Below are 25,142 nucleotides of genomic sequence, written 5' to 3' on the forward strand. Positions count from 1 at the left end.
TTCAGTGCCGTCAGGACACTGGGTGTTTTTCAAAATGCGCAATCAGTTTGGTTTCAAGTTCATTAATATCGATAATGTTAGTGATCACCACTAACTGATTATCCGGGATGCTGGCACTGGCGGCGATGTCTTTCGCCATCACGAACAGGTCGGCTTCACCGGGAATGGCAGAAGACAAATCGGAGTGCTGAACATCCGCCTGAATATTCAATTTCTTCAGCACTTTTTTAATGTTTATTTCGACCATAAAGCTGCTGCCTAAACCGGAACCGCAAATCGCCATAATTTTCATTTTATTCACCTGTTCATTATCTGTTTTGAAAGTGTAAGCCTGCGTATCAGTTGCCCGTATTCTGGCCTCTGATTATTTATAATTCCCTGACTGAAGTTAACTTCCCTTGTGCGGTATTAACTCAAATTAATAGCGGGAAATCACTTCCTGTATTTCATGGATGGTTTTAGCCTGATGGATTTTTTGCATATCTTCATCGCTGGAAAATAATTCAGCCAGTTCAGAAATCAGCTCAATATGACTGTGCTTATCGGGCGCGGATAACATGACGACGGTATATACCGGATCGTTATCCTCTGAATTAAATTTCACCCCCGGCGGTAAGGTCAGCAGCGATAATCCCAGTCCATTTGCTCCCTCTTCCGGTCTGGCGTGCGGCATTGCGATGCCCGGTGCCAGAACAAAATACGGCCCCAGTTTTTCCCGCTGCGCAAAAATCGCCGTCAGGTAATCCGGGGTAATTGTCCCTTCTTTCAGCAGTGGCTCAGCGCTCACTTCCACTGCCTCCCGCCAGTCCGTGATATCCGTTCTGATCTGAATTCGTTCAGAGGTCAGCCAATCTTTCAGCATAGTGATGCTCCGTTTTATTTTTGAAGATGGCCGGTCAAATTTCCCCCAGACCGCACCAACGATCCAGACTCTACTTCAGCGGTAGCGTTAACATCCGTGATACATCTCACAAAGATAGCGCTACCAAGCTTCTATCATTGAGATCTGTGATAGCGCTATCAAAAATAATCACACGGCGGTATCAACGGCCAGCGGTTTGCACAAATAACGGTATACTTTGTCTGGAAATTGCCGATAATTTACCGAATTCTGCCGTAGTTCCCGTTATGCCGGTCCTGCTGCGGCCCGCTTTTTTCGTTATGCCTGTAGGTATACATTGTGCGCAAGATGCGCAGTTAAGGTCAGGATCGTGAATGTCCATTAACAAGAAAAGACGCAGTACCGGAAGAGTCACGCTGGCGGATGTCGCGCAGCTGGCTGGCGTGGGCAGCATGACTGTTTCCCGCGCATTGCGAACGCCGGAGCAGGTTTCCGACAAGCTGCGGGAGAAAATCGAAGAAGCCGTCAGCCAGCTGGGTTATCTGCCAAATCAGGCCGCAAGTTCGCTGGCTTCCGCCTCGTCCAATACCATTGCGATGATTGTGCCCAGCCTGTCTGAATCCGGTTGTGCGGAGATGTTTGCGGGCTTACAGAAAGTGCTGCAACCGGCGGGATATCAGATCATGCTGGCCGAATCCCAGCACCGCATGGAGCGTGAGGAAAAGCTGCTGGAAACGCTGCTGTCCTACAATCTGGCGGCGGCTATTTTGCTTTCCGTCGAGCATTCCGCAAATGTCCGGCAATGGCTGGATAATCTGACCATTCCGGTGCTGGAAATCGGCGCGCTGACCGATTCGCCCATCGATATGAATATCGGTATTGATTACGTCGAAGCGATGTTTCAGCTGACGCAGACCGTGGTGGCAAAGGGTTATCAGAATATCGGCATGCTTTGCGCCAATCAGGAACAGTGGATTTTCCAGCAACATTTGCAGGGCTGGCGTAAAGCGATGCTGAAAGCGCATATGTCGCCGCACCGGGTGATTAACGCCGCGGAGCCTGCCTGCTTTTCTACCGGAGCTCAGCAACTGCCTGAATTCCTGCTGGCCTGGCCTGAACTCGACGCACTGGTGTGTGTGTCTGACGATCTGGCCTGCGGCGCGCTGTACGAATGCCAGCGCAGAAGAATCAAAGTGCCGGACGATCTGGCTGTGGTCGGTTTTGGCAATTCAGACGTCAGCAAAGTCTGTCAGCCACCGCTGACCACCATTGCTATTCCGCATAAAGAAATCGGCGTGCGCGCGGCACAGGCGTTACTGGCGAGGATTAATGACGAGGAATGGGAAGAGGTGACGATTGCATCGTCATTGTGTAAGCGCGACAGCTGCTAGAAAAAACAACGGGCGATAGTGTATCGCCCGCGAGTTGCTTATCAGATATCGTCTTCTGTCGACGAATCTTCACCACCTGTCACACCATCAGCCGCCGGTGCTGCCGCTTCACGCGTCAGAGGCTTGCCGTGTTCTTTCTCATTATTGCGCGTCATCCACAATGACAGGGCTTTAAGTGAATCTGGCGTGAATTCATCACAGCGGGCAGTGATCTCCTCCGGCGTCATCCAGCGTACAGCATCAATTTCTTCTTCCTGCAGAGCGAACGGACCGTGGGATACGCAGCTGAACAAGGCACCCCAGACGCGGCATTTGTTCTCTTCTTCGAAATAGAACTGACCGTGCTCGGCAAAAGGCACACCGGCAATCCCTAATTCTTCTTCTGCTTCACGACGCGCAGAATCGAGGATATTTTCACCGCTTTGCACTACGCCACCGGCTGTTGCGTCCAGCCAGCCCGGGTAGAAATCTTTGGTTTCAGTGCGGCGCTGGATCAAAATATTTCCCATGCCATCGTGAACCACGATATAGCTGGCACGGTGACGCAGGACCTGAGCGCGCATTTGTTGTCGGCTGGCCTGGGCTATGACTTCGTTATCTTCGTTGACGATATCAACCCACTCATCCGTACTGATGTTTTGCTCTTGTTCTGACATCCGCTGGAACCTTCTCTTTTAAGCGCTGGTCTGTGCGCAATAAGTCTGTGCGCTGTGATTTTGCAACACGTCGATAATGTCCGGAGATTCTATCTGGGTCTGCTGGGTCGCTTCAATAGCTATGGATGCGTTCCTGCACCGTAAAAGCTATGTTAGCCCACAAAGTTCGCCATCAGACAACTCTGACATAGACGGTCATTCATATGCATTATGATAACCTATAAGTCATGATAAAAAGCTTGTGATTATCAATTCACCATTGACGCATCCCGCCCCGCAAGTCGCGGAGTCTGATTACCACCACGCAGGAGGCACTATGATCGATCTCTATTACGCACCCACGCCCAACGGCCATAAAATTTCTCTTTTCCTTGAAGAGAGTGGCCTGCCATATCGGCTGTATCGCATCGATATGAGCGCCGGAGAGCAATTCAGGCCTGAATTCCTCGCTATTTCGCCCAACAATAAAATCCCGGCGATTGTCGATCATCAGCCCGTGGATGGCGGCGCGCCGATCAGTGTCTTTGAGTCTGGCGCAATTTTGCAGTATCTGGCAGAAAAAACCGGCAAATTCCTCAGTCCGGAACTGCGCGAACGGACGCTTACGCTGGAATGGCTGACCTGGCAGGTTGCGGGATTTGGCCCGATGCTCGGACAGAATCATCATTTTAACCACTTCGCCCCGCAACCCGTACCTTATGCCATCGAACGGTTCCTGCAGGAAACCCGGCGTTTATATGCAGTGCTGAACCGTCAGCTGGAGAAAAATGCCTATATCGCAGGCGAGAATTACAGCATTGCCGATATTGCCACTTACCCGTGGGTGGTGGCGCATGAACGCCAGCGAATTGATCTGGCTGAATATCCGGCCGTACGTAACTGGTGTGAGCGGGTGAAAAGCCGTCCGGCGACGCAAAAAGCCTACGCGTTAGCACAGGCATAATCCTCCCGACACCTGCGGACTTTGCCGGAGGTGTTTTCCCTTGCGCAAAATAAAAACACTTAATTGTGCTCTATATCGCGAGTTAATGACGATGACTCATCTATGATTAGAAACAGTTCATCCGCGAATTCAGACAGTTAAGGATCACGATATGAAGATCTTAATCACCGGCGCCACCGGCCTCATCGGTCGCAAACTCACCGGGCGGCTTCTTGAACAATCTCATCAGATTACCGCGCTGAGCCGCGCCCCTGAGCGTGCGGCAAAACTGCTAGGTTCGCAGGTTCAGATCTGGGAAACACTGGAAGGCAAAACCACACTCGACGGCTTCGACGCCGTCATCAACCTTGCCGGTGAACCCATCGCGGATAAGCGCTGGACGAAAGAGCACAAAGCCCTGTTGTGTGAAAGTCGCTGGCAGCTCACTGAAAAGCTGGCGACGCTGATTAATGCCAGTCAGACGCCCCCTTCGGTATTCATTTCCGGTTCGGCGGTGGGTTATTACGGCGATCAGGGCCAGGCGCTGGTCCCTGAAGATGAGCCGCCGAACAAGCAATTTACCTGGCAACTGTGCGCCCGCTGGGAGGCACTGGCACTGTCCGCACAAAGTCCGGCCACGCGGGTCTGTTTGCTGCGAACCGGGATCGTACTGGCCGAAAAAGGCGGCGCGCTGGCAAAAATCGTGCTGCCCTTCCGCGCCGGTCTCGGCGGCCCGATCGGCGATGGTCAGCAATACATGCCATGGATCCATATCGACGACATGGTTGACGGGATCTTGTTCCTGCTCGCCCACGAAACACTCTCCGGCCCGTTCAATATGGTGTCGCCATATCCGGCACGTAACGAACAATTCAGCGCCCTGCTCGGTGAAGTCCTCCACCGCCCGGCCTTCATGCGCGCACCTGCGCCAGTGGTTCGCCTGCTGATGGGTGAATCCGCCGTGCTGGTGCTGGGCGGCCAGCGGGCCGTACCGCGCAGGCTGGAAGCGGCAGGATTTATATTTAAGCATCAGGAGTTGAAGGAAGCGCTGGAGGACTTGCTGGGGTAAAGGGTCTTGCTGCCCTTAACCCTGCTCAACCAGATTGGGGATGTTTCGGTTTCTTACTCACTGAGATCACTTGACTTTCTGCGCCGGAACATGTCCTTCATTCCTGCGGCAGCGCGCAGTGAAAAAGCCAGGGGAGTGCAGAGGGGAAAAGCTTTCCCCTCTGCTCGGTTTCGACGAAATAGCCCGAGTGAGAACTGCTATTGAGAAACCGAAACTTTCACAATTCAAGTGCAAACCCCGTTCAGGATTTACTCCTTCACATCCGCCTGATAAAACACATGTTTCCCAAACGGATCCACTTCATAGCCGGTCACTTCTTTGCGAACGGGTTCGAAAATGGTGGAGTGGGCGATCATCACTGCCGGGGCCTGATCGTGCATCATCTGCTGGGCCTGTTCGTAAAGCGCGACGCGTTTGGCATGATCGGTGGTTTCTTTCGCTTCGGTGATCAGTTTATCGAACGGCGCATAACACCATTTCGCTGAGTTTGAACCGCCCTTCGCAGCATTACAGGTAAACAGCGGGCCGAAGAAGTTATCCGGGTCACCGTTCGCGGTGGTCCAGCCCATCAGTGCTGCCATGTGCTCGCCGTTACGGATACGGGTCTGGTATTCGCCCCATTCGTAACTGACGATGTGCGCTTTGACGCCGATTTTCGCCCAGTCCGCCTGAATCATTTCCGCCATACGACGGGCGTTCGGGTTATACGGACGCTGAACCGGCATTGCCCACAAATCGATCTCAAAACCATTCGGCATACCGGCTTCCGCCAGCAGTGCTTTGGCTTTTTCAGGCGAATAATCGTAATCCACCAGTTTCTCGTTGTAGCTCCAGACACCGGTCGGCAGCAGCGTTTTGGCGACGGTTCCCGTGCCGTGGAAAACCGCTTCAATAATTTGCGGTTTGTTGATCGCCATGGTCAGCGCCTGACGCACTTTCACGTTATCCAGCGGCGCTTTCTGCGTATTGAACGAAAGGAAACCGGTGTTCAGGCCAGCCTTGCTCATCAGATTGATATCTTTGTTGGCACGCATACGCTCAAGGTCAGCCGGATTTGGGAAAGGCATCACCTGGCACTCATTTTTCTCGAGTTTAGCAAGACGCATCGAGGCATCCGGCGTGATGGAATACACCAGACGATCAATTTTGGATTTGCCCTGCCAGTACTCCGGGAAGGCTTTGTACAGCAGACGCGTATCTTTCTGGTATTGCATCAGTTCGAATGGCCCGGTACCGACCGGATCCTGATCGACTTTTTCCGGTGTTCCGGCTTTGAGCATCTGGTCGGCATATTCGGCCGAGAGGATAGATGCAAAATACCAGGCCAGATCGGCCACAAAAGGCGCTTCCGGGCGGGTCAGATTGAAGCGGACCGTATAGTCATCCACCTTATCGATGCTGCCGATCAGGTCGCCCATTTTCAGGCTGTCGAAGTTCAGATATGTGCCGCCTGAAACTTTATGGTACGGGTTATTTTCATCTTTCTGGCGCATGAACGAGAAGATAACGTCATCAGTATTGAAATCGCGGCTGGGTTTGAACAGTTTGTTGCTCTGAAATTTCACGCCCTTGCGCAGGTGGAAGGTATAGGTTTTACCGTCCGCACTGACATCCCAGCTTTCCGCCAGGCTTGGGATAAGCTCCGTCGTGCCGATTTTGAAATCCACCAGACGGTTATAAATCGGTGCAGCGCTGGCATCCACAGAGGTACCAGAAGTGTAAAGTTGCGGGTTGAATTGCTCGGGCGAACCTTCAGAGCAATACACCAGTGTTTTGGCAGAAACGCCGCCGGTGATGGCCAGCGCCAGTAAACCTGTGCTTATTTTTAATATGTTGTGTTTCATTATTTTCCCTTTTTCCCTGTCCGGAGAGTGTTTGGAGCTTCTTCAGCGTGGAACCTAAAGCAAAAACAGATTAACATCTGGGTAACACATAGTAATACTTTGTTATATATGAAAATCTTATAACAGGGAACCCTATCTGCGCACATTCAGAGGTTAAAATGTCGACAACAATTGCCAAGCAGCTTACCGAACGTTTCTACCGCTATCTCTTTGTAACATCACAAAGTGATGCCAGCGCGACCACCCTGCCAAGCACACCGGGCCAGCATGATATGGCGCGTTTACTGGCCGATGAGTTACATCATCTGGGGCTGGAAAACATTCAGATTGATGAATACGCGACCGTGACCGCAGTGAAGCCGGGCACCAAAAAAGGTGGCCCGCGCATCGGTTTCATCACGCATATTGATACCGTGGATGTCGGCCTGCGCCCGGATATCCATCCGCAGACGCTGCAGTTTACCGGCGAAGATGTGTGCCTGAATATTGAAAAGGATATCTGGCTGCGCCCTGCCGAACGCCCTGAAATCCTGCCTTATAAAGGCGAAGACATTATTTTCAGCGACGGCACCAGCGTGCTGGGTGCCGATAATAAAGCGGCGGTGACTGTCGTGATGACATTGCTGGAAAACCTGACCGCTGATCAGGAATACGGCGATATCGTGGTGGCGTTTGTGCCGGATGAAGAGATCGGCCTGCGCGGCGCGAAAGCACTGGATCTCGCCCGTTTCGATGTGGATTTTGCTTATACCATCGACTGCTGTGAACTGGGTGAAGTGGTGTATGAAAACTTCAACGCGGCGGCGGCTGAAATCACCTTTACCGGCGTGACCGCGCATCCGATGTCGGCCAAAGGCGTGCTGGTGAATCCGCTGCTGATGGCACAGGATTTCATCAGTCATTTTGATCGTGCAGAAACGCCTGAAAATACCGAAGGCCGTGAAGGTTATGTCTGGTTCAACGGCATGAGCGCTTCACAGCAAGGCGCAGAACTGAAAGCCTCCATCCGCGATTTCGACAGCGCCAGTTTTGCGGCACGTAAGCAAAAAATTCAGGATGTCGCGAAGGAGATCGCCGCGCAGTATCCGACGGCAAAAGTATCTGTGGAAATCAGCGATACCTACAGCAATATCAGCAGCGCCATAGGGGAAGACCGCCGGGCAATTGACTTGATCTTTGCCGGTCTGAAAGAGATTGGCGTGGAGCCTAAAGTGATCCCGATGCGCGGGGGCACCGACGGTGCAGCGCTGTCAGCCAAAGGTTTACTGACGCCGAACTACTTTACCGGCGCACATAACTTCCACTCGAAATTTGAGTTCCTGCCGGTGAATTCCTTTGTGAAATCCTACGAACTGACCGTTCAGTTGTGCCTGCTGGCGGCGAAGGGTTGATTTGACTCGCTCTTTGTCTTGCTCCTCCCCGTGCGAAGGGGAGGAGTTTCAATCACTTCAGCGCACCTGACAGGAACTGTTGCAGGCGGGCGCTTTTCGGGCTGCCGAAGACTTCGGACGGGTCACCCTGCTCTTCAATCACGCCCTGATGCAGGAAAATAACGTGGCTGGAGACATGACGGGCAAACTCCATTTCATGCGTCACCACTACCATAGTTTTCCCCTCTTCCGCCAGCTTTTGCATAATGCGTAGCACTTCGCCGACCAGTTCAGGATCGAGCGCAGAAGTCGGCTCGTCAAACAGCAGCACTTCCGGTTCCATCGCCAGCGCGCGGGCAATAGACACACGTTGTTGCTGACCACCTGATAAATTCACCGGGTATTTACCCTGTGCGCGGGCGTCGATGCCCACTTTGTCGAGATACTTCACCGCACGTTCGCGCGCTTCTGCTTTGCTCAGCCCCAGCACCTGCACTGGTGCTTCCATGACGTTTTCCAGCACCGTCATGTGGCTCCACAAATTGAAATGCTGAAAGACCATCGTCAGTTTGGTACGCAGCAGTTGCAGCTGTTTTTTATCAAACACTTTCAGTTGACCGTCGGTGTCGCGCACCATACGGATATCCTGATTATTGACGCTGATCGACCCTTCGCTTGGTTTCTCAAGGAAATTAATACAGCGCAGGAAAGTACTTTTCCCGGAACCTGATGAACCGATAATACTGATCACATCTCCCGCATTGGCCGACAATGAAACGCCTTTCAGCACCTCGTGGTCGCCATAGCGCTTGTGGAGATCGAGAACCGCTAATTTGTTTTCTGGCATAATGTTTATATCCGCAATGGTTATTTTTATCAGTGGCTTGACTGTGGCTTAACATGCGCCAGCCAACGTTTTTCCGCCTTGCGGAACAGACCAATCAGGACAAAAGAAACACAAAGATAAATCACGGCTGCAATCCCGAAAGCATAAAACGGCTGATACGTGGCCGAGTTGATGTCGCGGGCGATTTTCAGCACGTCCGGCACGGTGGCGGTAAATGCCAGCGCGGTGGAGTGCAGCATCAGAATGACTTCATTGCTGTAAGCCGGCAGCGCCGTGCGTAATGCCGACGGCAAAATAATGCAGGTATACAGCTTAAAACGTGAGAATCCGTAAGCATTGGCCGCTTCAATTTCACCGTGCGGAACGGAGCGGATCGCACCGGCAAAAATCTCGGTGGTGTACGCACAGGTATTGAGCGTCAGCGCCAAAATCGTACAGTTCAGCCCACTGCGAAAGAAGGCGTTCAGGAAGTCTGTACCACGCACGATTTCCAGACTGTACATCCCGGAGTAAAACACCAGCAACTGCACATACAGCGGCGTACCGCGAAAAATATAGGTATACAGCCAGATCGGATAGCGCAGGAATTTGTTGGACGATACGCGCCCCACCGCCATCGGCACCGCCAGCAGCCCGCCGATCACCACGGAGCTGATCAGTAACCACAGGGTGATCGCCAGACCGGTAAAACGGTAGCCGTCGCTGTAGAGCAAGGACATACCGTACTGTTGTAAAATTTCGATCATAGATCAGCCCTCTTCACACCCAGCGAATAACGGCGATCAAGCCACACCAGCACGCCGTTCGACAGCGTGGTGAAAATCAGATAAACCACACCCGCCACTATCGCAAAGTAGAACGGCTGATACGTGCCTTTGCCCGCAAGCTGCGTGGCTTTAACCACATCATTCAGGCCGAGCAATGACACCAGCGCGGTGGCTTTGAGAATAACCTGCCAGTTGTTGGCAATACCGGGCAGAGCAAAACGCATCATGGCCGGGAATAAAATTCGACGGAAAATTTGTGAGCCGCTGAAACCGAAGGCGGTCGCCGCTTCGATTTGCCCGCGGGGAACGGCCATAAACGCACCACGGAAGGTTTCCGTGAAATAGGCACCGTAAATAAAGCCCAGCGTAATGATACCGGCGCTCATAGGATCGATATCAATCTGCGTCATGCCGATGGATTCGGTGAGGCTGTTGAGGGCAATCTGCAATCCGTAAAAAATCAATAACATCAAAACCAGATCAGGTACGCCGCGGATAAGGGTGGTATAGCATCCAAAAAAACCGGAAATCACCCGGCTCTTCGACAATTTCCCACCAGCCCCGATAAGCCCTATCACCAGCGCTAAAATAACTGACGAAATCGCCAGCTCCAGTGTCACCAACGTGCCCTGGATAATTACCTGGGAATACCCATACAGCATGGTTTTTTCCTGTCTTCAGAAGATCCCGCCACAGGCCTGAGGATGGCCTGCGTCAGAACCGCAGGGAGCGGCGCACCGCTCCCCTTGGCACAACTCACAGCGCGAATCAGCCGCCGTAAACGTCAAAGTCGAAATATTTTTTCGCTAGCTTGTCGTAAGTACCGTCTTTACGCATGCTGTCAAACGCCTTGTTCAGCGCGTCTTTCAGGTCAGTTTCATTCTTACGCAGACCCATACCGGTGCCCACGCCGAAGAATTTATCATCTTTCACTGACGGGCCCGCAAACGCATAGTCTTTACCCGCTGACTGTTTCAGGAAGCCTTCGCTGCCAGCCACTTCATCCTGGAATGCCGCGTCCAGACGGCCGGAAGCCAGATCCGCATAAATCAGATCCTGGTTCTGGTAAGCCACCACGTTGATACCTTTTGGCTGCCACTGTGCGTTGGCATAGGCTTCCTGAGTAGAACCTTGCAACACACCGACGTTTTTGCCTTTCAGCGCGTCCAGAGTGGGCAGAATTTTAGAACCTTTAGGTGCGATCAGACGGGCGTTAGCGGCGTAGAGTTTTTCTGTGAAATCAATTTCCAACTGACGTTTTTCAGTGATGGATAACGAGGAAATTATCGCATCAATTTTCTTGGCTTTCAGGGATGGGATCAGCGCATCGAAATCGCTTTCAACGTACGTACATTTGATTTCTGCACGTTTACACATCTCGTTAGCCAGGTCGATATCAAAGCCAACCAGCTTGCCGCTGGAGTCTTTAGATTCAAATGGGGCGTAAGTCGGATCAGTACCGATATTAATTGCTTTAGGCGCGGCAGCAAATGCACTACCCGCACTGGCTAAGACCAGAACCAGCGGAAGAACCTTGAACAACTTTTTCATACATTAGCCTCAGTGATTATTCATCTGTTGTGGTTGTGTGTGCGTGAATGAACGTCTTTTTATAGTTTGCTGAACGATGCAAATGGCTTTTTGCCAGATTTTCTCATGCACTTTTCGTGCCGTTTCTCAGTACAACGATTTTCTGCTGTGTGAGAACGAAAACCGGTCAAAAAAGCATCGGGATAATGAAAGTTTTCAAAGGTCTGAAGGAAGAATAGCTGAAGGGGCGTCGAACACTGCACCTTAATGAATCAAATTGTGATCATTGTTGGTGCAATGTAACCGAACTGCGCGAAATGAGTGCGGATTGGGAGAAGAAAGATTAGCGACTGCCCTGCCATCGAACAAATAAGTCCTCGGGCAGCTCAATATCAAACTGATCGATAACGCGGTTGACCGTCTGATCGATGATATCGTCTACCGTCGCCGGGCGGTGATAAAACGCCGGAACCGGCGGCATAATGATGGCACCAAGCTCAGCAGCCTGCGTCATGAGGCGCAGATGGCCCAGATGCAGCGGCGTTTCACGCACGCACAATACCAGACGGCGGCTCTCTTTCAGCACCACGTCCGCCGCGCGGGTCAGCAGGCCATCGGTATAGCTGTTCACAATGCCGGAAAGCGTTTTGACCGAGCAGGGTAAAATCACCATACCCGCTGTTTTGAAAGAGCCGGAAGAAATGCTGGCAGCAATATCGCGGGAATCATGTACGACATCCGCCAGTGCCTGAACGTCGCGCAGCGTCAGATCCGTTTCCAGGGTCAGCGTCTGGCGGGCGGCATTGCTCATCACCAGATGGGTTTCGATATCAGGTACGCTCTGCAAAACCTGCAAAAGCCTGACACCATAAATTGCGCCGCTGGCGCCTGAAATACCGACGATAAGTCGTTTCATGAACACTGCCTTAGAGAAGGTTACCGGACCCGATGCTGCCAATACTGACATAAATCCGGACATAAAAAAACGCGCCCGCCCGGAGTTCACCGGAGGAGCGCGCTTAGGCGGATGTCAGCAACCGGCTAATCAGCCTTCGTTGTGCATCTCGAGGTTTTCCGCTTCCTGCTGGCCACGCAACGCCTGAGCGTCGTCGTTACGCAGGGCTTCGAGGTATTCCAGATAGTTCTGGTCAACGTCTTTAGTGACGTAAACACCGTCGAAGACTGAGCATTCGAATTTCTCGATATCCGTATTGTCTTCTTTCACTGCGGCGATAAGGTCGCTCAGATCCTGGAAGATTAACGCATCAGCACCAATCATCTGATTGATTTCGCTGACTTCACGGCCATGCGCAATCAGTTCATTGGCGCTTGGCATATCGATACCGTACACGTTCGGGAAACGAATTTCCGGCGCAGCAGACGCCAGATAAACACGTCTCGCACCCGCTTCACGCGCCATCTCAACAATCTGCTGAGAGGTGGTACCGCGCACGATGGAGTCATCCACCAGCAGCACATTTTTATCACGGAATTCAGCGCGATTGGCGTTCAGTTTACGGCGTACTGATTTACGACGTTCCTGCTGACCCGGCATGATAAAGGTACGGCCCACGTAGCGGTTTTTCACAAAACCCTGACGGTACGGTTTATTCAGAATCCGGGCGATTTCCAGCGCGATATCGCAGGAAGTTTCCGGGATAGGAATAACCACGTCGATATCCAGATCTTCCCATTCACGGGCAATCTTCGCACCCAGCTTTTCACCCATACGGACACGGGCGCTGTAGACGGAAATCTTGTCGATAAAGGAGTCAGGACGCGCGAAATACACGTACTCGAACAGGCACGGATTGTACTGTGGATTCTCAGCACACATGCGGGTGTAGAGCTGGCCTTTTTCGGTGATATACACCGCTTCGCCCGGCGCGACGTCACGCAGGAACTCAAAGCCTAATGTGTCGAGTGCCACACTCTCAGACGCCACCATGTACTCATTGCGGCCATCTTGCAGCGTGCGCTTACCGATAACCAGCGGACGGATACCGTGCGGGTCACGGAACGCCAGCATGCCGTGACCGATGATCATCGCCACACACGCATAAGCGCCACGAATTTTCAGATTCACCGCAGCAACCGCAGCGAAAATGTTATCGGCTTCCAGCGGGTAATGCTGGAAACGGTCCAGTTCACTCGCCAGGATATTGAGCAGGATCTCTGAATCGGATGTGGTGTTCACATGGCGACGCTGGCCTTCGAACAGGTTGCTTCGCAATTCGTGAGCATTGGTCAGGTTACCGTTGTGAGCAAGGGTGATGCCGAACGGAGAGTTGACGTAAAAAGGTTGAGCTTCTGAAGCGCTGGAACTGCCAGCCGTTGGGTAGCGCACATGGCCAATACCCATGTTGCCCTGTAAGCGTTGCATATGGCGGGCTTCGAAAACATCCTTCACCAGGCCATTCGCTTTCCGTAAACGGAAGTTATTATTGGCATCAATGGTGACGATGCCTGCGGCATCCTGCCCACGGTGTTGTAACACCGTTAACGCGTCATAAATCGACTGGTTTACCGGCATGAAACCGGCGATACCGACAATACCGCACATGTTGTCTTTTCCTCTTCAGCGCTGCCAGAACTAAATATGTTTTGGCAAGAAACTCGACGTGCTCTGCAGGTAGTCAAAGAACCACCTGATGATATAACTGAATTGTGGGATCAACTGAGATTGTTTCCAGTCTTCACTTTGTGAAAAACTGGTGAAGGTATCCAGGAAGAACAGCATCGCAGAGACAATTAACACCCCGCGCAGTGCGCCGAAGCACACACCTAACACCCTGTCAGTGCCGGACAACCCGGTTTTTTCCACCAGCGAACTGATCACATAGTTGACAATTGCACCTACGATCAACGTCGCGATGAACAAGATGGCAATTGCGATCCCGTTTCGAACTAACTCATCTTCGAAACGCGTGAAGTAGATGGCGAGATAAGGGTAATAATGGCTGGCAACAAAGAAGGCGCAAGCCCAGGTTACCAGCGATAAAGCCTCGCGAACAAAGCCACGGATCAAACTGACTAAAGCAGAAAATCCGATAACCGCAATGATGACGTAATCAATCCAGACCATTAACTATTCCAGTGTCTAATCTAGTCGCGTCTACCCCGGCATCCAGTTCGCGGCGAATTCTAACAGAAAAAGAAAACGTTTGCGTAGAGGAAATCTGCCGGTCAGACAAATTAATAATAGCGATTAAAAAAACCTCAATCGCAGCATAAACCTATAAAAACCCAACCAGAGGATCTTATAGAAAAAGGGCACAAATCGCTTGTGCCCTCCTTGGAATTTTTTATGTTTTATCAGCGCCCTCCCCTGCGAAGGGGAGGGCTGGGGTGGGGTATTAATGGCAACTCTGAATCTGAAGTTGCCTGCTAACCCCCTCCCCGCCTCCCCCTTCGCACGGGGAGGAATAAAATCAGTGAGCAGAATATGCCCGAACCTGCCCGCCCAATCCGCTCAGCTGTTGCAGTTGCGGAAGTGACGCTTCAAGTTTCTGCTTCGACGCATCCGGCCCGACGTACAGACGCGTGATCTGCCCCTGAACCGGTGTGGCTGGCACAGTGTATGCGCGGAAACCAGACAACCGCAGATTCGCCACAATTTCATTGGCTTTCGCGGCGTTCTTCAGCGCCCCCAGTTGCACAACATAAGACTGCCCTGCCGGCGCTTTCTCTTGTGGCGCAGGTTTAGGTTGCTCAACAGGTTTTGGCTGCTCGGCAACGGCTTTAGGCTGTTCAACCGGCTTCGGCTGCTCGACCGGTTTAGGTTTCACCGTCGGTTTGGCTTCCACCATCGGTTTCGGTTCAATCGGTTTAGGCTTTTGCTGCACAGGTTTGACCGGCGTGGTCTGCACCGGTTTTTTCTGCTCAGGCATCGTCGTTACCGGCGGTGGTGATTCCACCGTGGTATTGCCAGGTGCCACATTGCCATGATTCGCTGCGTTGGTGTTGTTGGCAGAACTGTCAGCATTCTGCCCGCCCGTCATGGACTGATCTGCACCTTCCGGTGGCTGAGCAGGCAGCGATTGCGTGACCGGAGGCACTGAATCTTGTTCCTCAACATCACCCGGTTTTGGCACCAATGGGATCGACGCAAATTCGTCTTCGTAATGCTTTTTCTTGCCGTCGAGTAAACCGGGCAAAATGATGACGCCCAGCGCCACCAGAATGATGGTCCCGACCAGACGATTTTGAAACTTACTTGCCACTGGTTTTCCCCGTGTCTAAAGCATCCATTACGTGAGCTACGGTATGAAACGAACCGCAGACAATCACAATATCCTGTGGAGCCGCCTCCTGCATAGCCTGTTTCCAGGCAGACTCCACATCATCAAATGGGCGTGCCTGTGGTAAATGTACCGTCAGTTCGGCAACGCTGGCACCGCGCGGGCCTTCCAGCGGCGCGCAATACCATTCATCGACCTGAGGCGACAGACAAGCCAGCGTACCGGCAATATCTTTGTCTTTCAACATTCCAACGACAGCGCGTACTTTGCCGCCATTACGTGGCTGCTCCGCCAGGCGTCCGGCCAGATAGGCTGCGGCATGCGGGTTGTGCGCGACATCAAGGATCAGACGCGGCGATTCACTCACCGTCTGAAAACGCCCCGGCAAAGCGGCACGCTGCAAACCACTGCGCAGCGCGGCTTCAGGAACATTCAGACCGGAATAATGCAGTGCTGCCAGCGCGGTGGCCGCATTGGCCAGCGGCACATTAGGCAACGACAACGCTTCCAGAACATTCACTTCTTTGCCCGCGTCGAGCGCTGCCCAGCGCCAGTATCCTGCATCAGCAGAAAAATGCCAGTTCACATCGCGGCGGTATAAATCAGACTGTTTTTCCTGTGCAACGTCAGCAATGGATTGCGGCATATCCGGCTCACCCACCACTGCAGGTTTACCTGCACGGAAAATACCGGCCTTTTCGCGGCCAATGCTCTCACGGTCAGAACCCAGCCAGTCAGTGTGATCGAGTGCGATACTGGTGACAACAGACACGCTGGCATCAACAATATTTGTCGCGTCCAGACGCCCGCCCAGCCCGACCTCAAGGATCACCACATCCAGCTTAGCCTGTTTGAACAAGTGCAACGCTGACAACGTGCCGTATTCGAAATAGGTCAGCGAAATATCGCCCCGCCCGGCTTCGAGTACCGCAAAAGATTCGCAGTGCGCTGATTCGGGCAACTCTTCACCCTGAATACGCACACGCTCGGTATAACGCACCAGATGCGGGGAACTGTAGACACCCACACGGTATCCGGCAGCCATCAGAACAGATTCAAGTGTTGCGCAGGTCGTGCCTTTGCCGTTGGTTCCGGCGACGGTGAAAACACGTGGCGCAGGGGTCAGTAAATCGAGTTTATCGGCAACCGCTCTGACCCGGTCAAGGCCAAGCTCTATGGCCTGAGAATGGAGATGTTCGAGATAATAAAGCCACGTGGCCAAAGGCGACGTGGCTTGGGGAATAAGTTGATTTTGCATGAGTCCCGTTCAACCTTATCAGGTTCACTTCGACACTACATCACCAGACTGTGACAGCAGGCAATGCCCTCTTTGTCAGAATTCACCGACAGAGTAAAAGCACGGGCTGCCTGTTTTGCAGAAAAACAGCGGGCGGCACAACAACAGATGGCCGCCCGACTCACTGACCGGCTTTTACCCTGTTAGATCAGGCGTCCTGGTTGTCAGCGGCTGAACCGTTGACAGGAACATGGACGTCAACCACGTTCGGCTCCGGTTGCCCGGTCAGTTTCGCCAGAACGCTGCCCAGTTTGGCGCGCATATCCGGACGACGTACGATCATATCAATCGCACCTTTTTCGATGAGGAACTCACTGCGCTGGAAGCCCGGCGGCAGTTTTTCACGTACGGTTTGCTCGATAACACGTGGACCGGCGAAACCGATCAGCGCTTTCGGCTCAGCGACGTTGATGTCACCCAACATAGCCAGACTGGCAGAAACACCGCCCATGGTCGGGTCAGTCAGTACAGAAATGTACGGCAGGCCGCGTTCCTGTAATTTCGCCAATGCTGCACTGGTTTTGGCCATCTGCATCAGCGACATCAGCGCTTCCTGCATACGAGCGCCGCCACTGGCAGAGAAACACACCAGCGGGCAGTTATCTTCCAGCGCCTGTTCAACCGCACGTACGAAACGCGCACCGACAACAGAAGCCATTGAACCGCCCATGAAAGCAAATTCAAAAGACGCCACCACAATTGGCATACCGTACAGGGTGCCTTTCATGACGATCAGTGCATCTTTTTCGTTGGTTTCTTTCTGAGCAGCCACCAGACGATCTTTGTATTTCTTGGAATCTTTAAACTTCAGAATATCTTTAGGCTCAAGCTCGCTGCCTAATTCAACCTCACTACCCTCGTCCATGAAAGTGGCCAGACGCATACGCGCGGTAAGGCGCATATGGTGGTCGCACTTAGGGCACACCATGAGGTTGCGCTCAAGCTCGGCGCGGTAAAGAACCTGTCCGCAGCTGTCGCATTTAGTCCAGACGCCCTCAGGGATGCTTGCCTTACGGGTTTGCGAGTCAGTGCTCTTACTAAGAATTCGTTCAATCCAGCTCATCGATAACCTTTCTGTTTGAACCCGGCCGAAGCCAGTCCGCTGTTCATGCTGTAACAAGTCCCCTGAAACCTACCCACATTCGCCTGTACGCGGGGTGATGAAAAACCTCACACACCGCGCCACAGAAGGGTTGTTCGCAGGAACAGACCATAAATTGTCGCTCATTAAACCATAACGGCCAGACACTGTGGATAAAAAACTGGTCTTACCCTCTGGTTTAATGCCTTAAATTTTAAAGCGCACGCATAAAAAACGTCGGGAATTAATCCTGCTGACGCTTTTCTTTCGCCGCTGCGCGTTTGTGCCGCCAGATTTCAATCACACCCGGCAGGATGGAAACCACGATGATCGCGACGATCAGTAATTTCAGATTTTCCTGAACAATCGGCAGATCGCCGAAAATGTAGCCAGCATAGGTAAATAACAGCACCCAAACCAGCGCACCAATCACGTTATACGCAGCGAAATGACGGTAGGACATATGCCCCATACCGGCCACGAACGGCGCAAACGTGCGGACGATCGGCACGAAGCGCGCAAGAATAATCGTTTTGCCGCCATGTTTCTCGTAAAACTTATGCGTCTTGTCTAAATAACTACGACGGAAAATCTTAGAGTCCGGATTACTGAACAGACGTTCACCAAATACCCGTCCGATAGTGTAGTTCACGGCGTCACCGACGATCGCCGCAACGGCCATCAGTGCGACCATAACATGAACATTGAGATCATTGCCCGGCAATGCCGCCAGCGCCCCCGCCACAAACAGCAGCGAATCACCCGGCAGGAACGGTGTGACGACCAGACCGGTTTCGCAGAATAAAATCAGGAACAAAATTCCGTAAACCCAGATGCCATACTGCGCAACCAGTTCTGCTAAATGCACATCGATATGCAAAATGAAATCAATGACAAAGTGAATAAAGCCCATTAGATACTCCACCTCTTCCTGGTCAAAAACGCTGTTTTAGCAATCGTTAAAAGTGTTCCTTAATCTTCCAGGAACAGTGGCCCCATACTCACCTGAGGTAATAAAAATTTCTCAGGATAATCAACAGATACCAGATACAAACCTTCGGACTTGCCGGTCGCCGCAGCGAGATTACGGTCTTTCGCCGCCAGCAACTCGGACATCCAGCTTACCGGCTGATTGCCTGCACCAATCTCCACCAGGCTGCCGACAATATTGCGCACCATATGATGCACAAAGGCGTTAGCTTTAATATCCACCACCACGTAATGACCGTGGCGGCTGACGTTGAGATGCATGACATAACGCCACGGCGTACGCGACTGGCACTGAGACGCACGGAAAGACGTGAAGTCGTTTTCGCCCAGTAACGCCTGTCCGGCCAGCTGCATTTTTTCCACATCCAGCGGCATATGCACATGCGTCACGCCGGTGTGCAAAATCGCTGAACGGTAGCGGTTATTGTAAATAACGTAGCGATACCGGCGGGCGGTGGCGCTGAAACGTGCGTGGAAATCCTCGCTCACGTTCGCGCACCAGCGCACAGCGATATCTTTAGGCAGATGGGTATTGACGCCCATCGTCCACGCCGCATCTTTACGCAGAACCGGCGTATCAAAATGCACCACTTGTCCGGTCGCGCTGACACCGGCGTCAGTACGCCCGGCGCACAGCACAACAATTGGCGAGTTGGCCACGCGGCTCAGCGCTTTTTCCAGACATTCCTGCACACTGGCGGCGTCATTCTGGCGTTGCCAGCCAAAATACGCGCTGCCGTTATATTCAACGCCTAACGCTACACGTCCGGCGATCGGAGCCGCACTGACGTCAGCGATAACTTCTTCGGACATAATCAGTACCAGTACTCGTTAATCAGCTTCTCTGCGGTTTCCACCGCCATCAGCGCGCCGCCGAAACGAACGTTGTCAGCCACTGACCAGAATTGCAGTAACTCAGGAATACCGTAGTCATTACGGATACAGCCGATGCTCAGATTCGCGTTGCCGGAGGCGTCGCTGACTTGCGTCGGGAAGTCATCTTCATCGCTGAGATTAATGTCATCAATGCGCTCAAGTTCAGTGCGTGCTTCTTCTGCTGAAAGCGGACGCAGACCTTCGAGATGTACCACCTGAGCGTGGCCATAGAATACCGGCGACTGCACACAGCTGACGGAAATCGGCAGCCCCTCGTCCTGCAACACTTTGCGAACCTGATCAACCAGACGACGTTCCTGACGCACGCTGCCCTCTTCATCGCTGACCAGCGGTAATAGGTTGAAAGCCAGCTGCTTGCTGAAAATACCTTCTTCTGCCGGAATACCGTTCAGCAGACGCGCACTCTGACCGGCCAGATCGTCAACAGCGGCTTTGCCCAGCGCAGAAACAGACAGCAAAGAGGTCACGTGCAGACGGGACAAACCGGCCTGTTCGGTCAGCGGTTTGATAGCGGTCAGCAACTGACTGGTCAGGCTGTCCGCCACGGCAACGATGTTGCGGTTGCGGTAATGGGACAGCGCGTCCGGATTCACACCCGGCACCACTAAAGGAATATCGTGTTCCAGCGAGAACAGGCCGCTGCTGTCAATCACCAGACAGCCCTGATTTGCCGCTTCTTCAGCGTACAGCGCAGAGGCCTCGGCACCGGCAACGAAGAACGCCAGCTGTACCTGCGACCAGTCGAATTCTGATGCCAGCTGCACGCGCAGGCTTTTGCCGTTAAAACGGACGGTCTGACCGGCGCTGCGTTCGCTGGCCAGCGGGAAGAGCTCACCAACCGGAAACTGACGATCTGCCAATAATTCCAGTAACGCATCACCGACTGCGCCCGTTGCGCCAAGCAGCGCAATATTCCAGCCATCAGACATGTTGGTATTCTCCAGAAATAAAAGTACAAAATACAAAGGGCGATGAACATCACCGCCCGGCTTTCAAATAGTTATCGCACCACTGTAGGCGAAGAAGCTTAAGGCAGGCTTAACTCAACCTAACTGGCTGTTGAAACCCAGCTTTTTCAGCACATCAGCGGTTGCTGCATCGTCACAGATAACCCGTAAAGATGACCACTCACGACGTTCTTCATAGAACTTACGCAGCTTATCGAATTCGCCCGGCTTCCCGGCGACACGGCGCAAAGGCCGGTCATCGCGGCGCACATCATACACTAAGTGAATAAGACGCAGCAGTTTGGGTTCGCTCAGCGCGCCACTCAGCGTCACTTCGGCAAATTCCGGCGCAGGAAGTAAGGATTCCAGCGGCACCGTTTGGGGCTGACCGATAAACTGGCTGAAGGCTTCAAACACCTGCGTTGTACCGCGCGCTTTGCCTTCCAGGCTGTAACCGGCGATATGCGCGGTGCCGATGGCGACTTTATCCAGCAACGCCAGCGACAAATCAGGTTCCGGCTCCCAGACATCAAGCACGGCCGTCAGTTTTTTACTGCCGTCCAGCGCGTCCAGCAGCGCGGCGTTATCCACCACTTCGCCGCGACAGGCGTTGACAAGGATCCGGTCAGCCGGAAGACGTGCCAGCAAACCGGCATCCACCAGATGATGCGTCGCGTAAGGGCCGGACATATTCAGCGGCGTGTGGAAAGTGAGGATATCCGCTTCAGCGACCAGTTTTTCCAGCGGCCAGAACTCTCCGGCATCGCCACGGTCGGCACGCGGCGGATCGCACAGTAACGTGCGGACACCCAGCGCTTCGAGGCGGGCATTCAGGCGTGAGCCCACATTGCCGACGCCGATAATCCCCACCGTTTTGTCGCGCAGCTGGAAACCATCGCGCTGGGCAAGGATCAGCAAGGATGAGAAAACATATTCCACAACGGCAATAGCGTTACAGCCAGGCGCCGCAGAGAAACCGATCCCGGCGCTGGCCAGCCAGGCATCATCAACGTGATCGGTGCCCGCCGTGGCGGTTCCCACAAATTTCACCGGTTTTCCCGCCAGCAAACTTTCGTTCACTTTCGTCACAGAACGCACCATCAGCGCATCAGCATCATTCAGGGCATCTTGCGGGATTGGACGGCCAGGAACGGCCTGCACGTTCCCCAGTCGGCTAAAAAGCTCGACGGCATACGGCATATTTTCATCAACCAGGATTTTCACGTTTGTCTCCGGCAGCATGGCCTAAAGAAAGAATAGAAAATAAAGAGGGCATTGATTTTGCCACGATACGAAGTCAGATCCCAACTTTCAGGGCACAGCTTTACCTGTCGTTACGAAAACGCTGCGGCGTGGTTCCTGAAATCTGCTGGAACATGGCGATAAACGCTGAAGACGAGCTGTAACCGAGATCGAGCGCAACGTCGTGCACCGTTTTACCCTGCTCGAGCAGGGAAATCGAATGCAGAAAACGCAACCGCTGACGCCACTGGGCAAAACTCATTCCCAGCTCCTGCTGGCAACGCCGCGAGAGAGTTCGTTCTGTGGTGTAAACCTGCTTTGCCCATTGCGCCAGCGACGTATTATCCGCCGGATTTTTCTCCAGCGCATTCAGAACCGGCGCCAGCAGTTTATTTTCAGACGTCGGCAGATAAGTATTCTGTCTCGGTGCCAGACTGATTTGATCCAGCAAAACGCGACACATCCGCAGATCCGCTTCTGTCTGCGGCTCTGTCATATTTCGTGAGAAACAGTCATCGGCAATCGCATTAAAAATGGCCGTCGGCGTCAGCAGGCAAGGCTCTGCGGGCAAATCTGTATCGAGTTCCGGCGCGATATCGATGGCGCAAAACCGCGTGGTCTTGCGGTTATAGCTTGAATGCTCCACTCCGGCAGGCACCCAGATAGCAAATTCACGCGGCGCCAGATAACGCTGCCCGGCCACCAGCATGGCGAGAACGCCAGATTTCACACAGATGATCTGGCTCCACGGGTGTGAATGGCGCACATATTCGGAATTCCCTTCCACAATCTCGCCACGAAAAAGCAGCGTGAGCGGCATCTTCCCGGGGACCGGCGGATAATAACGGGGAGGCGCTGAGCGGGGAGGAAGCATAAAAACCTTTTGTCTGTGAGCCACGCGCGGGTTGTCTGAATTACACGATGCATTGTCTGATTATCGTTATATCTAAGAAATAAGACAACCGTACACTAGCGTGACGATTTACTTAGGGATAATAATCAATGAATGCGCTGTTTCCTCTCTTTGCTGTACTCATCTGGTCGCTGAATGCGGTGGTGAGTAAAGCCTCGGCTTCCGCGATCGATCCGGCGGCCATCTCATTCTACCGCTGGCTGCTGGCTTTAGTGTCGCTCACTCCTTTTGTGCTGCCGGGCCTGCTGCGTAACCTGCAAGCGGTAAAACAATACTGGTGGAAACTGCTGATCCTCGGCCTGCTGGGCATGGTGCTGTATCAGAGTCTGGCGTATTACGCGGCGCACAGCGTCAGCGCGCTGTTTATGGGGATCCTCAATTCACTGATCCCGCTGCTGACCGTGCTAATTGGTCTGGTGGTGCTGAGCATCGTGCCGACCGTGGGCGTGGCGCTCGGCAGTATTGTTTCACTCGGCGGCTTACTGTGGCTGGTGAGTGCGGGCGATCCTTCGCAACTGTTGCAGCACGGCATCGGCAAGGGAGAACTGATGATGTTCGCGGCATCCGCGTCTTATGCGTTGTACGGCGTGTTAACCAAGCGCTGGGCGATCCCGCTGCCAAACTGGCAATCTTTATATGTGCAGATCATTTTCGGCGTATTACTGCTGCTGCCGAACTTCCTGATGGCCGGTGATGTCAGCCTGAACGCGCACAATATCCCGCTGGTGATTTTCGCCGGGATCCCGGCTTCAATTATTGCGCCCTATTTGTGGATCCAGGGCGTTATTCGCCTGGGTGCCAATAAAGCGTCTATTTTCATGAACCTTTCGCCAATTTTCACTGCGGTGATCGCCGTACTGTTCCTGCATGAACAGCTGCACAGCTATCACCTGATCGGCGGCGGCATCACGCTTGCCGGTGTCATTCTTGCGCAGCGTTTACGTAAACCGTTGTACTCCCGCCCTGCCTCTGTGGAACAAAAATAAATCCGCTATTGCGGTCAGCCATCCTCCCAAAAGAGGGTGGCGACTTTCCTGCTTTTTGCTTTCGCGCCCCACCAGACGTTTATATCTGCCGTTTCAGGAAACAATATCCTGAAGAATCTTTATCAGCCTGCTATTCGCGGTGTCGGTAAAAACACTTTGCAGGTATGATGAGGCGCTTCCGCGCACTGCGCCGTACTTGTTACTTTTCACTCGAGTAAAAGTGACGTTTTAAATTTCCAGCGAAGGACGGTGATATGCAACCTTTGAGCGGCCCGGGTATGCCGGTTGGCGACAACAGAACACAACCTCAGGGTCAGACCGTTCCTGCAAAACCAGGCGCTGAGCTGCCCTTAACCCCGGTACAGCGCACGACGCTGGAAAAACTGATCGTCAAACTGATGGCACTGATGCCGGTCAAATCTGCTGAAATCTGGGCTAGCCTGCGCCATGAACTTTCGCTGCCGCATGGTGCGGAAATCACCTCGCAGCAGTTCCCGCAGGCGGAAGCCCTGTTACAGGGAAAACTGACTCAGGCGCAGGACAGCCACGCGTCTCGCCAGCTGATGTTGCAACTGACCGAGCTGTTGCCGCAGGGCAATAACCGTCAGGCGGTCAGTGATTTTATCCGCCAGAATTTCGGGCATACCGTACTAAGCCAGCTAACGCATCCGCAGCTGCAACAGGTGCTGGATCTGATCCAGACCCGTCAGATGAATATTCCGCTACCCCAGCAGACCCCGGTCACCGATCGTCCTCTACTGCCTGCCGAGCACAACAGTTTGCAGCAACTGGTCACACGTCTGAGCGCAGCGACGGGCGAAGCGCCGGTTAAAGTCTGGCAGACGCTGTTTACGCTGGTGGGCGTTAAAGTCGGCGAGCCTATTCCGGCCAAGCATTTCCAGCTGCTGAGTCAGTTTTTGCAGGTGAAAGCCTCACTCAGCCAGCAAACTACGGCGCCGACGCTGACCACGCTGCTCAGCGTACTCAAGCAACCGGCCAGTACGCATGAAATTCACCTACTGACCGAATATGCCGACAACCGCTTTAGCGCAACGTTATCCACACCGCTGAATCAGGCACAGGTCAGTGACCTGATCGGAGTCCTGTTCAGCCAGCGGGTGGATCGTTCACCACGTGCGGATGAAACTGACGATGTATTCACGACCGTATCGCGCACCGATCCGCAACCGATCATGAATCCGCTGATCGCCATGCTGCCGCCTTCCATGCAGGCGATTGGCGGCAAACCGCTCTTATTTATCGCGTTCGTGGTCGTCGTTATTCTGCTGTGGATCTTGTTTTAAACGCAGC

At 53.1% G+C, this 25,142-nt stretch carries 25 protein-coding genes; 6 read left to right on the top strand and 19 right to left on the bottom strand.

Translation table 11 applies throughout. From position 1 onward, the window contains the following. Positions 1 to 10 precede the first annotated feature (10 nt). Together D6C13_RS07160 and D6C13_RS07165 are read right to left on the bottom strand one after the other, a co-directional pair. Positions 11 to 292, bottom strand: coding sequence for a PTS sugar transporter subunit IIB (locus D6C13_RS07160; RefSeq protein ID WP_120132112.1), 282 nt, complete (start codon positions 290 to 292; stop codon positions 11 to 13). Between the two features lie 126 nt (positions 293 to 418). Beyond that, on the bottom strand, positions 419 to 862 hold the full coding sequence (locus D6C13_RS07165) for a PTS sugar transporter subunit IIA (protein ID WP_120132113.1): 444 nt from the start codon (positions 860 to 862) through the stop codon (positions 419 to 421). A gap of 353 nt (positions 863 to 1,215) precedes the next feature. Here D6C13_RS07165 and D6C13_RS07170 point away from each other — a divergent pair, with 353 nt between their 5' ends. Next, positions 1,216 to 2,232 (top strand): LacI family DNA-binding transcriptional regulator, encoded by a 1,017-nt coding sequence (locus tag D6C13_RS07170; protein WP_113877039.1) that lies wholly within the window; start codon positions 1,216 to 1,218, stop codon positions 2,230 to 2,232. A 41-nt stretch (positions 2,233 to 2,273) separates the two neighbouring features. Here D6C13_RS07170 and yfcD read toward each other — a convergent pair whose 3' ends face one another. Further along, positions 2,274 to 2,888, bottom strand: a complete 615-nt coding sequence (gene yfcD / locus D6C13_RS07175) for an NUDIX hydrolase YfcD (RefSeq protein WP_120132114.1) — start codon at positions 2,886 to 2,888, stop codon at positions 2,274 to 2,276. Between the two features lie 316 nt (positions 2,889 to 3,204). Here yfcD and yfcG point away from each other — a divergent pair, with 316 nt between their 5' ends. Together yfcG and D6C13_RS07185 are read left to right on the top strand one after the other, a co-directional pair. Beyond that, a complete protein-coding gene (gene yfcG, locus D6C13_RS07180) occupies positions 3,205 to 3,831 on the top strand; it encodes a GSH-dependent disulfide bond oxidoreductase (protein WP_120132115.1) in 627 nt (208 codons plus the stop codon). Positions 3,832 to 3,982: 151 nt separating this feature from the next. Further along, the gene (locus tag D6C13_RS07185) at positions 3,983 to 4,879 is read left to right on the top strand and encodes a TIGR01777 family oxidoreductase (protein ID WP_120132116.1); all 897 of its coding nucleotides are present in this window, start codon (positions 3,983 to 3,985) and stop codon (positions 4,877 to 4,879) included. Between the two features lie 248 nt (positions 4,880 to 5,127). Here D6C13_RS07185 and D6C13_RS07190 read toward each other — a convergent pair whose 3' ends face one another. Continuing rightward, on the bottom strand, positions 5,128 to 6,723 hold the full coding sequence (locus tag D6C13_RS07190; protein WP_120132117.1) for an ABC transporter substrate-binding protein: 1,596 nt from the start codon (positions 6,721 to 6,723) through the stop codon (positions 5,128 to 5,130). Positions 6,724 to 6,881: 158 nt separating this feature from the next. Here D6C13_RS07190 and pepT point away from each other — a divergent pair, with 158 nt between their 5' ends. After that, complete coding sequence (gene pepT, locus D6C13_RS07195) at positions 6,882 to 8,114, top strand: peptidase T (RefSeq protein ID WP_120132118.1); 1,233 nt, start codon at positions 6,882 to 6,884, stop codon at positions 8,112 to 8,114. 52 nt (positions 8,115 to 8,166) lie between these two features. Here pepT and hisP read toward each other — a convergent pair whose 3' ends face one another. From hisP to D6C13_RS07270, 15 genes are all read right to left on the bottom strand, one after another. Further along, positions 8,167 to 8,940 (bottom strand): histidine ABC transporter ATP-binding protein HisP, encoded by a 774-nt coding sequence (hisP, locus tag D6C13_RS07200; protein ID WP_095922859.1) that lies wholly within the window; start codon positions 8,938 to 8,940, stop codon positions 8,167 to 8,169. Between the two features lie 29 nt (positions 8,941 to 8,969). Continuing rightward, positions 8,970 to 9,686, bottom strand: coding sequence for an ABC transporter permease (locus D6C13_RS07205; RefSeq protein ID WP_120132119.1), 717 nt, complete (start codon positions 9,684 to 9,686; stop codon positions 8,970 to 8,972). Next, positions 9,683 to 10,369, bottom strand: a complete 687-nt coding sequence (locus tag D6C13_RS07210) for a histidine ABC transporter permease HisQ (protein ID WP_120132120.1) — start codon at positions 10,367 to 10,369, stop codon at positions 9,683 to 9,685. The genes D6C13_RS07205 and D6C13_RS07210 overlap by 4 nt, the downstream gene beginning before the upstream one ends. Before the next feature lie 106 nt (positions 10,370 to 10,475). Then, positions 10,476 to 11,258 (bottom strand): lysine/arginine/ornithine ABC transporter substrate-binding protein ArgT, encoded by a 783-nt coding sequence (gene argT / locus D6C13_RS07215; RefSeq protein WP_120132121.1) that lies wholly within the window; start codon positions 11,256 to 11,258, stop codon positions 10,476 to 10,478. Positions 11,259 to 11,580: 322 nt separating this feature from the next. Next, on the bottom strand, positions 11,581 to 12,153 hold the full coding sequence (locus tag D6C13_RS07220; RefSeq protein WP_120132122.1) for a UbiX family flavin prenyltransferase: 573 nt from the start codon (positions 12,151 to 12,153) through the stop codon (positions 11,581 to 11,583). A gap of 129 nt (positions 12,154 to 12,282) precedes the next feature. Further along, complete coding sequence (gene purF, locus D6C13_RS07225; RefSeq protein ID WP_120132123.1) at positions 12,283 to 13,800, bottom strand: amidophosphoribosyltransferase; 1,518 nt, start codon at positions 13,798 to 13,800, stop codon at positions 12,283 to 12,285. Positions 13,801 to 13,830: 30 nt separating this feature from the next. Next, positions 13,831 to 14,322, bottom strand: coding sequence for a colicin V production protein (gene cvpA, locus D6C13_RS07230; RefSeq protein WP_112288114.1), 492 nt, complete (start codon positions 14,320 to 14,322; stop codon positions 13,831 to 13,833). A 346-nt stretch (positions 14,323 to 14,668) separates the two neighbouring features. After that, positions 14,669 to 15,460: a cell division protein DedD gene (gene dedD, locus D6C13_RS07235; protein ID WP_120132124.1), complete on the bottom strand. Its 792-nt coding sequence runs from the start codon at positions 15,458 to 15,460 to the stop codon at positions 14,669 to 14,671. Continuing rightward, a complete protein-coding gene (folC, locus tag D6C13_RS07240; protein ID WP_120132125.1) occupies positions 15,450 to 16,736 on the bottom strand; it encodes a bifunctional tetrahydrofolate synthase/dihydrofolate synthase in 1,287 nt (428 codons plus the stop codon). The genes dedD and folC overlap by 11 nt, the downstream gene beginning before the upstream one ends. 187 nt (positions 16,737 to 16,923) lie before the next feature. Then, positions 16,924 to 17,838, bottom strand: coding sequence for an acetyl-CoA carboxylase, carboxyltransferase subunit beta (gene accD / locus D6C13_RS07245; RefSeq protein ID WP_120132126.1), 915 nt, complete (start codon positions 17,836 to 17,838; stop codon positions 16,924 to 16,926). Between the two features lie 262 nt (positions 17,839 to 18,100). Further along, a complete protein-coding gene (locus tag D6C13_RS07250; protein ID WP_120132127.1) occupies positions 18,101 to 18,769 on the bottom strand; it encodes a DedA family protein in 669 nt (222 codons plus the stop codon). 59 nt (positions 18,770 to 18,828) lie between these two features. After that, positions 18,829 to 19,659, bottom strand: coding sequence for a tRNA pseudouridine(38-40) synthase TruA (gene truA / locus D6C13_RS07255; protein ID WP_120132128.1), 831 nt, complete (start codon positions 19,657 to 19,659; stop codon positions 18,829 to 18,831). A gap of 2 nt (positions 19,660 to 19,661) precedes the next feature. Further along, positions 19,662 to 20,672, bottom strand: a complete 1,011-nt coding sequence (locus tag D6C13_RS07260; protein ID WP_120132129.1) for an aspartate-semialdehyde dehydrogenase — start codon at positions 20,670 to 20,672, stop codon at positions 19,662 to 19,664. 114 nt (positions 20,673 to 20,786) lie between these two features. Continuing rightward, the gene (gene pdxB / locus D6C13_RS07265) at positions 20,787 to 21,914 is read right to left on the bottom strand and encodes a 4-phosphoerythronate dehydrogenase PdxB (RefSeq protein ID WP_120132130.1); all 1,128 of its coding nucleotides are present in this window, start codon (positions 21,912 to 21,914) and stop codon (positions 20,787 to 20,789) included. Positions 21,915 to 22,014: 100 nt separating this feature from the next. Further along, complete coding sequence (locus tag D6C13_RS07270; protein WP_244212649.1) at positions 22,015 to 22,752, bottom strand: AraC family transcriptional regulator; 738 nt, start codon at positions 22,750 to 22,752, stop codon at positions 22,015 to 22,017. A 182-nt stretch (positions 22,753 to 22,934) separates the two neighbouring features. Here D6C13_RS07270 and D6C13_RS07275 point away from each other — a divergent pair, with 182 nt between their 5' ends. After that, on the top strand, positions 22,935 to 23,831 hold the full coding sequence (locus tag D6C13_RS07275) for a DMT family transporter (RefSeq protein WP_120132132.1): 897 nt from the start codon (positions 22,935 to 22,937) through the stop codon (positions 23,829 to 23,831). 254 nt (positions 23,832 to 24,085) lie between these two features. Continuing rightward, positions 24,086 to 25,135: a flagella biosynthesis regulator Flk gene (flk, locus tag D6C13_RS07280; protein WP_120132133.1), complete on the top strand. Its 1,050-nt coding sequence runs from the start codon at positions 24,086 to 24,088 to the stop codon at positions 25,133 to 25,135. Positions 25,136 to 25,142: the final 7 nt, after the last annotated feature.

Source organism: Rahnella woolbedingensis, assembly GCF_003602095.1.
Classification (GTDB): domain Bacteria; phylum Pseudomonadota; class Gammaproteobacteria; order Enterobacterales; family Enterobacteriaceae; genus Rahnella; species Rahnella woolbedingensis.

Coding starts and splice junctions, on each gene's coding strand:
- D6C13_RS07160 (WP_120132112.1), bottom strand. CDS start 292: ATGAAAATTATGGCGATTTGCGGTTCCGGTTTAGGCAGCAGCTTTATG.
- D6C13_RS07165 (WP_120132113.1), bottom strand. CDS start 862: ATGCTGAAAGATTGGCTGACCTCTGAACGAATTCAGATCAGAACGGAT.
- D6C13_RS07170 (WP_113877039.1), top strand. CDS start 1,216: ATGTCCATTAACAAGAAAAGACGCAGTACCGGAAGAGTCACGCTGGCG.
- yfcD (WP_120132114.1), bottom strand. CDS start 2,888: ATGTCAGAACAAGAGCAAAACATCAGTACGGATGAGTGGGTTGATATC.
- yfcG (WP_120132115.1), top strand. CDS start 3,205: ATGATCGATCTCTATTACGCACCCACGCCCAACGGCCATAAAATTTCT.
- D6C13_RS07185 (WP_120132116.1), top strand. CDS start 3,983: ATGAAGATCTTAATCACCGGCGCCACCGGCCTCATCGGTCGCAAACTC.
- D6C13_RS07190 (WP_120132117.1), bottom strand. CDS start 6,723: ATGAAACACAACATATTAAAAATAAGCACAGGTTTACTGGCGCTGGCC.
- pepT (WP_120132118.1), top strand. CDS start 6,882: ATGTCGACAACAATTGCCAAGCAGCTTACCGAACGTTTCTACCGCTAT.
- hisP (WP_095922859.1), bottom strand. CDS start 8,940: ATGCCAGAAAACAAATTAGCGGTTCTCGATCTCCACAAGCGCTATGGC.
- D6C13_RS07205 (WP_120132119.1), bottom strand. CDS start 9,686: ATGATCGAAATTTTACAACAGTACGGTATGTCCTTGCTCTACAGCGAC.
- D6C13_RS07210 (WP_120132120.1), bottom strand. CDS start 10,369: ATGCTGTATGGGTATTCCCAGGTAATTATCCAGGGCACGTTGGTGACA.
- argT (WP_120132121.1), bottom strand. CDS start 11,258: ATGAAAAAGTTGTTCAAGGTTCTTCCGCTGGTTCTGGTCTTAGCCAGT.
- D6C13_RS07220 (WP_120132122.1), bottom strand. CDS start 12,153: ATGAAACGACTTATCGTCGGTATTTCAGGCGCCAGCGGCGCAATTTAT.
- purF (WP_120132123.1), bottom strand. CDS start 13,800: ATGTGCGGTATTGTCGGTATCGCCGGTTTCATGCCGGTAAACCAGTCG.
- cvpA (WP_112288114.1), bottom strand. CDS start 14,322: ATGGTCTGGATTGATTACGTCATCATTGCGGTTATCGGATTTTCTGCT.
- folC (WP_120132125.1), bottom strand. CDS start 16,736: ATGCAAAATCAACTTATTCCCCAAGCCACGTCGCCTTTGGCCACGTGG.
- accD (WP_120132126.1), bottom strand. CDS start 17,838: ATGAGCTGGATTGAACGAATTCTTAGTAAGAGCACTGACTCGCAAACC.
- D6C13_RS07250 (WP_120132127.1), bottom strand. CDS start 18,769: ATGGGCTTTATTCACTTTGTCATTGATTTCATTTTGCATATCGATGTG.
- truA (WP_120132128.1), bottom strand. CDS start 19,659: ATGTCCGAAGAAGTTATCGCTGACGTCAGTGCGGCTCCGATCGCCGGA.
- D6C13_RS07260 (WP_120132129.1), bottom strand. CDS start 20,672: ATGTCTGATGGCTGGAATATTGCGCTGCTTGGCGCAACGGGCGCAGTC.
- D6C13_RS07270 (WP_244212649.1), bottom strand. CDS start 22,752: ATGCCGCTCACGCTGCTTTTTCGTGGCGAGATTGTGGAAGGGAATTCC.
- D6C13_RS07275 (WP_120132132.1), top strand. CDS start 22,935: ATGAATGCGCTGTTTCCTCTCTTTGCTGTACTCATCTGGTCGCTGAAT.
- flk (WP_120132133.1), top strand. CDS start 24,086: ATGCAACCTTTGAGCGGCCCGGGTATGCCGGTTGGCGACAACAGAACA.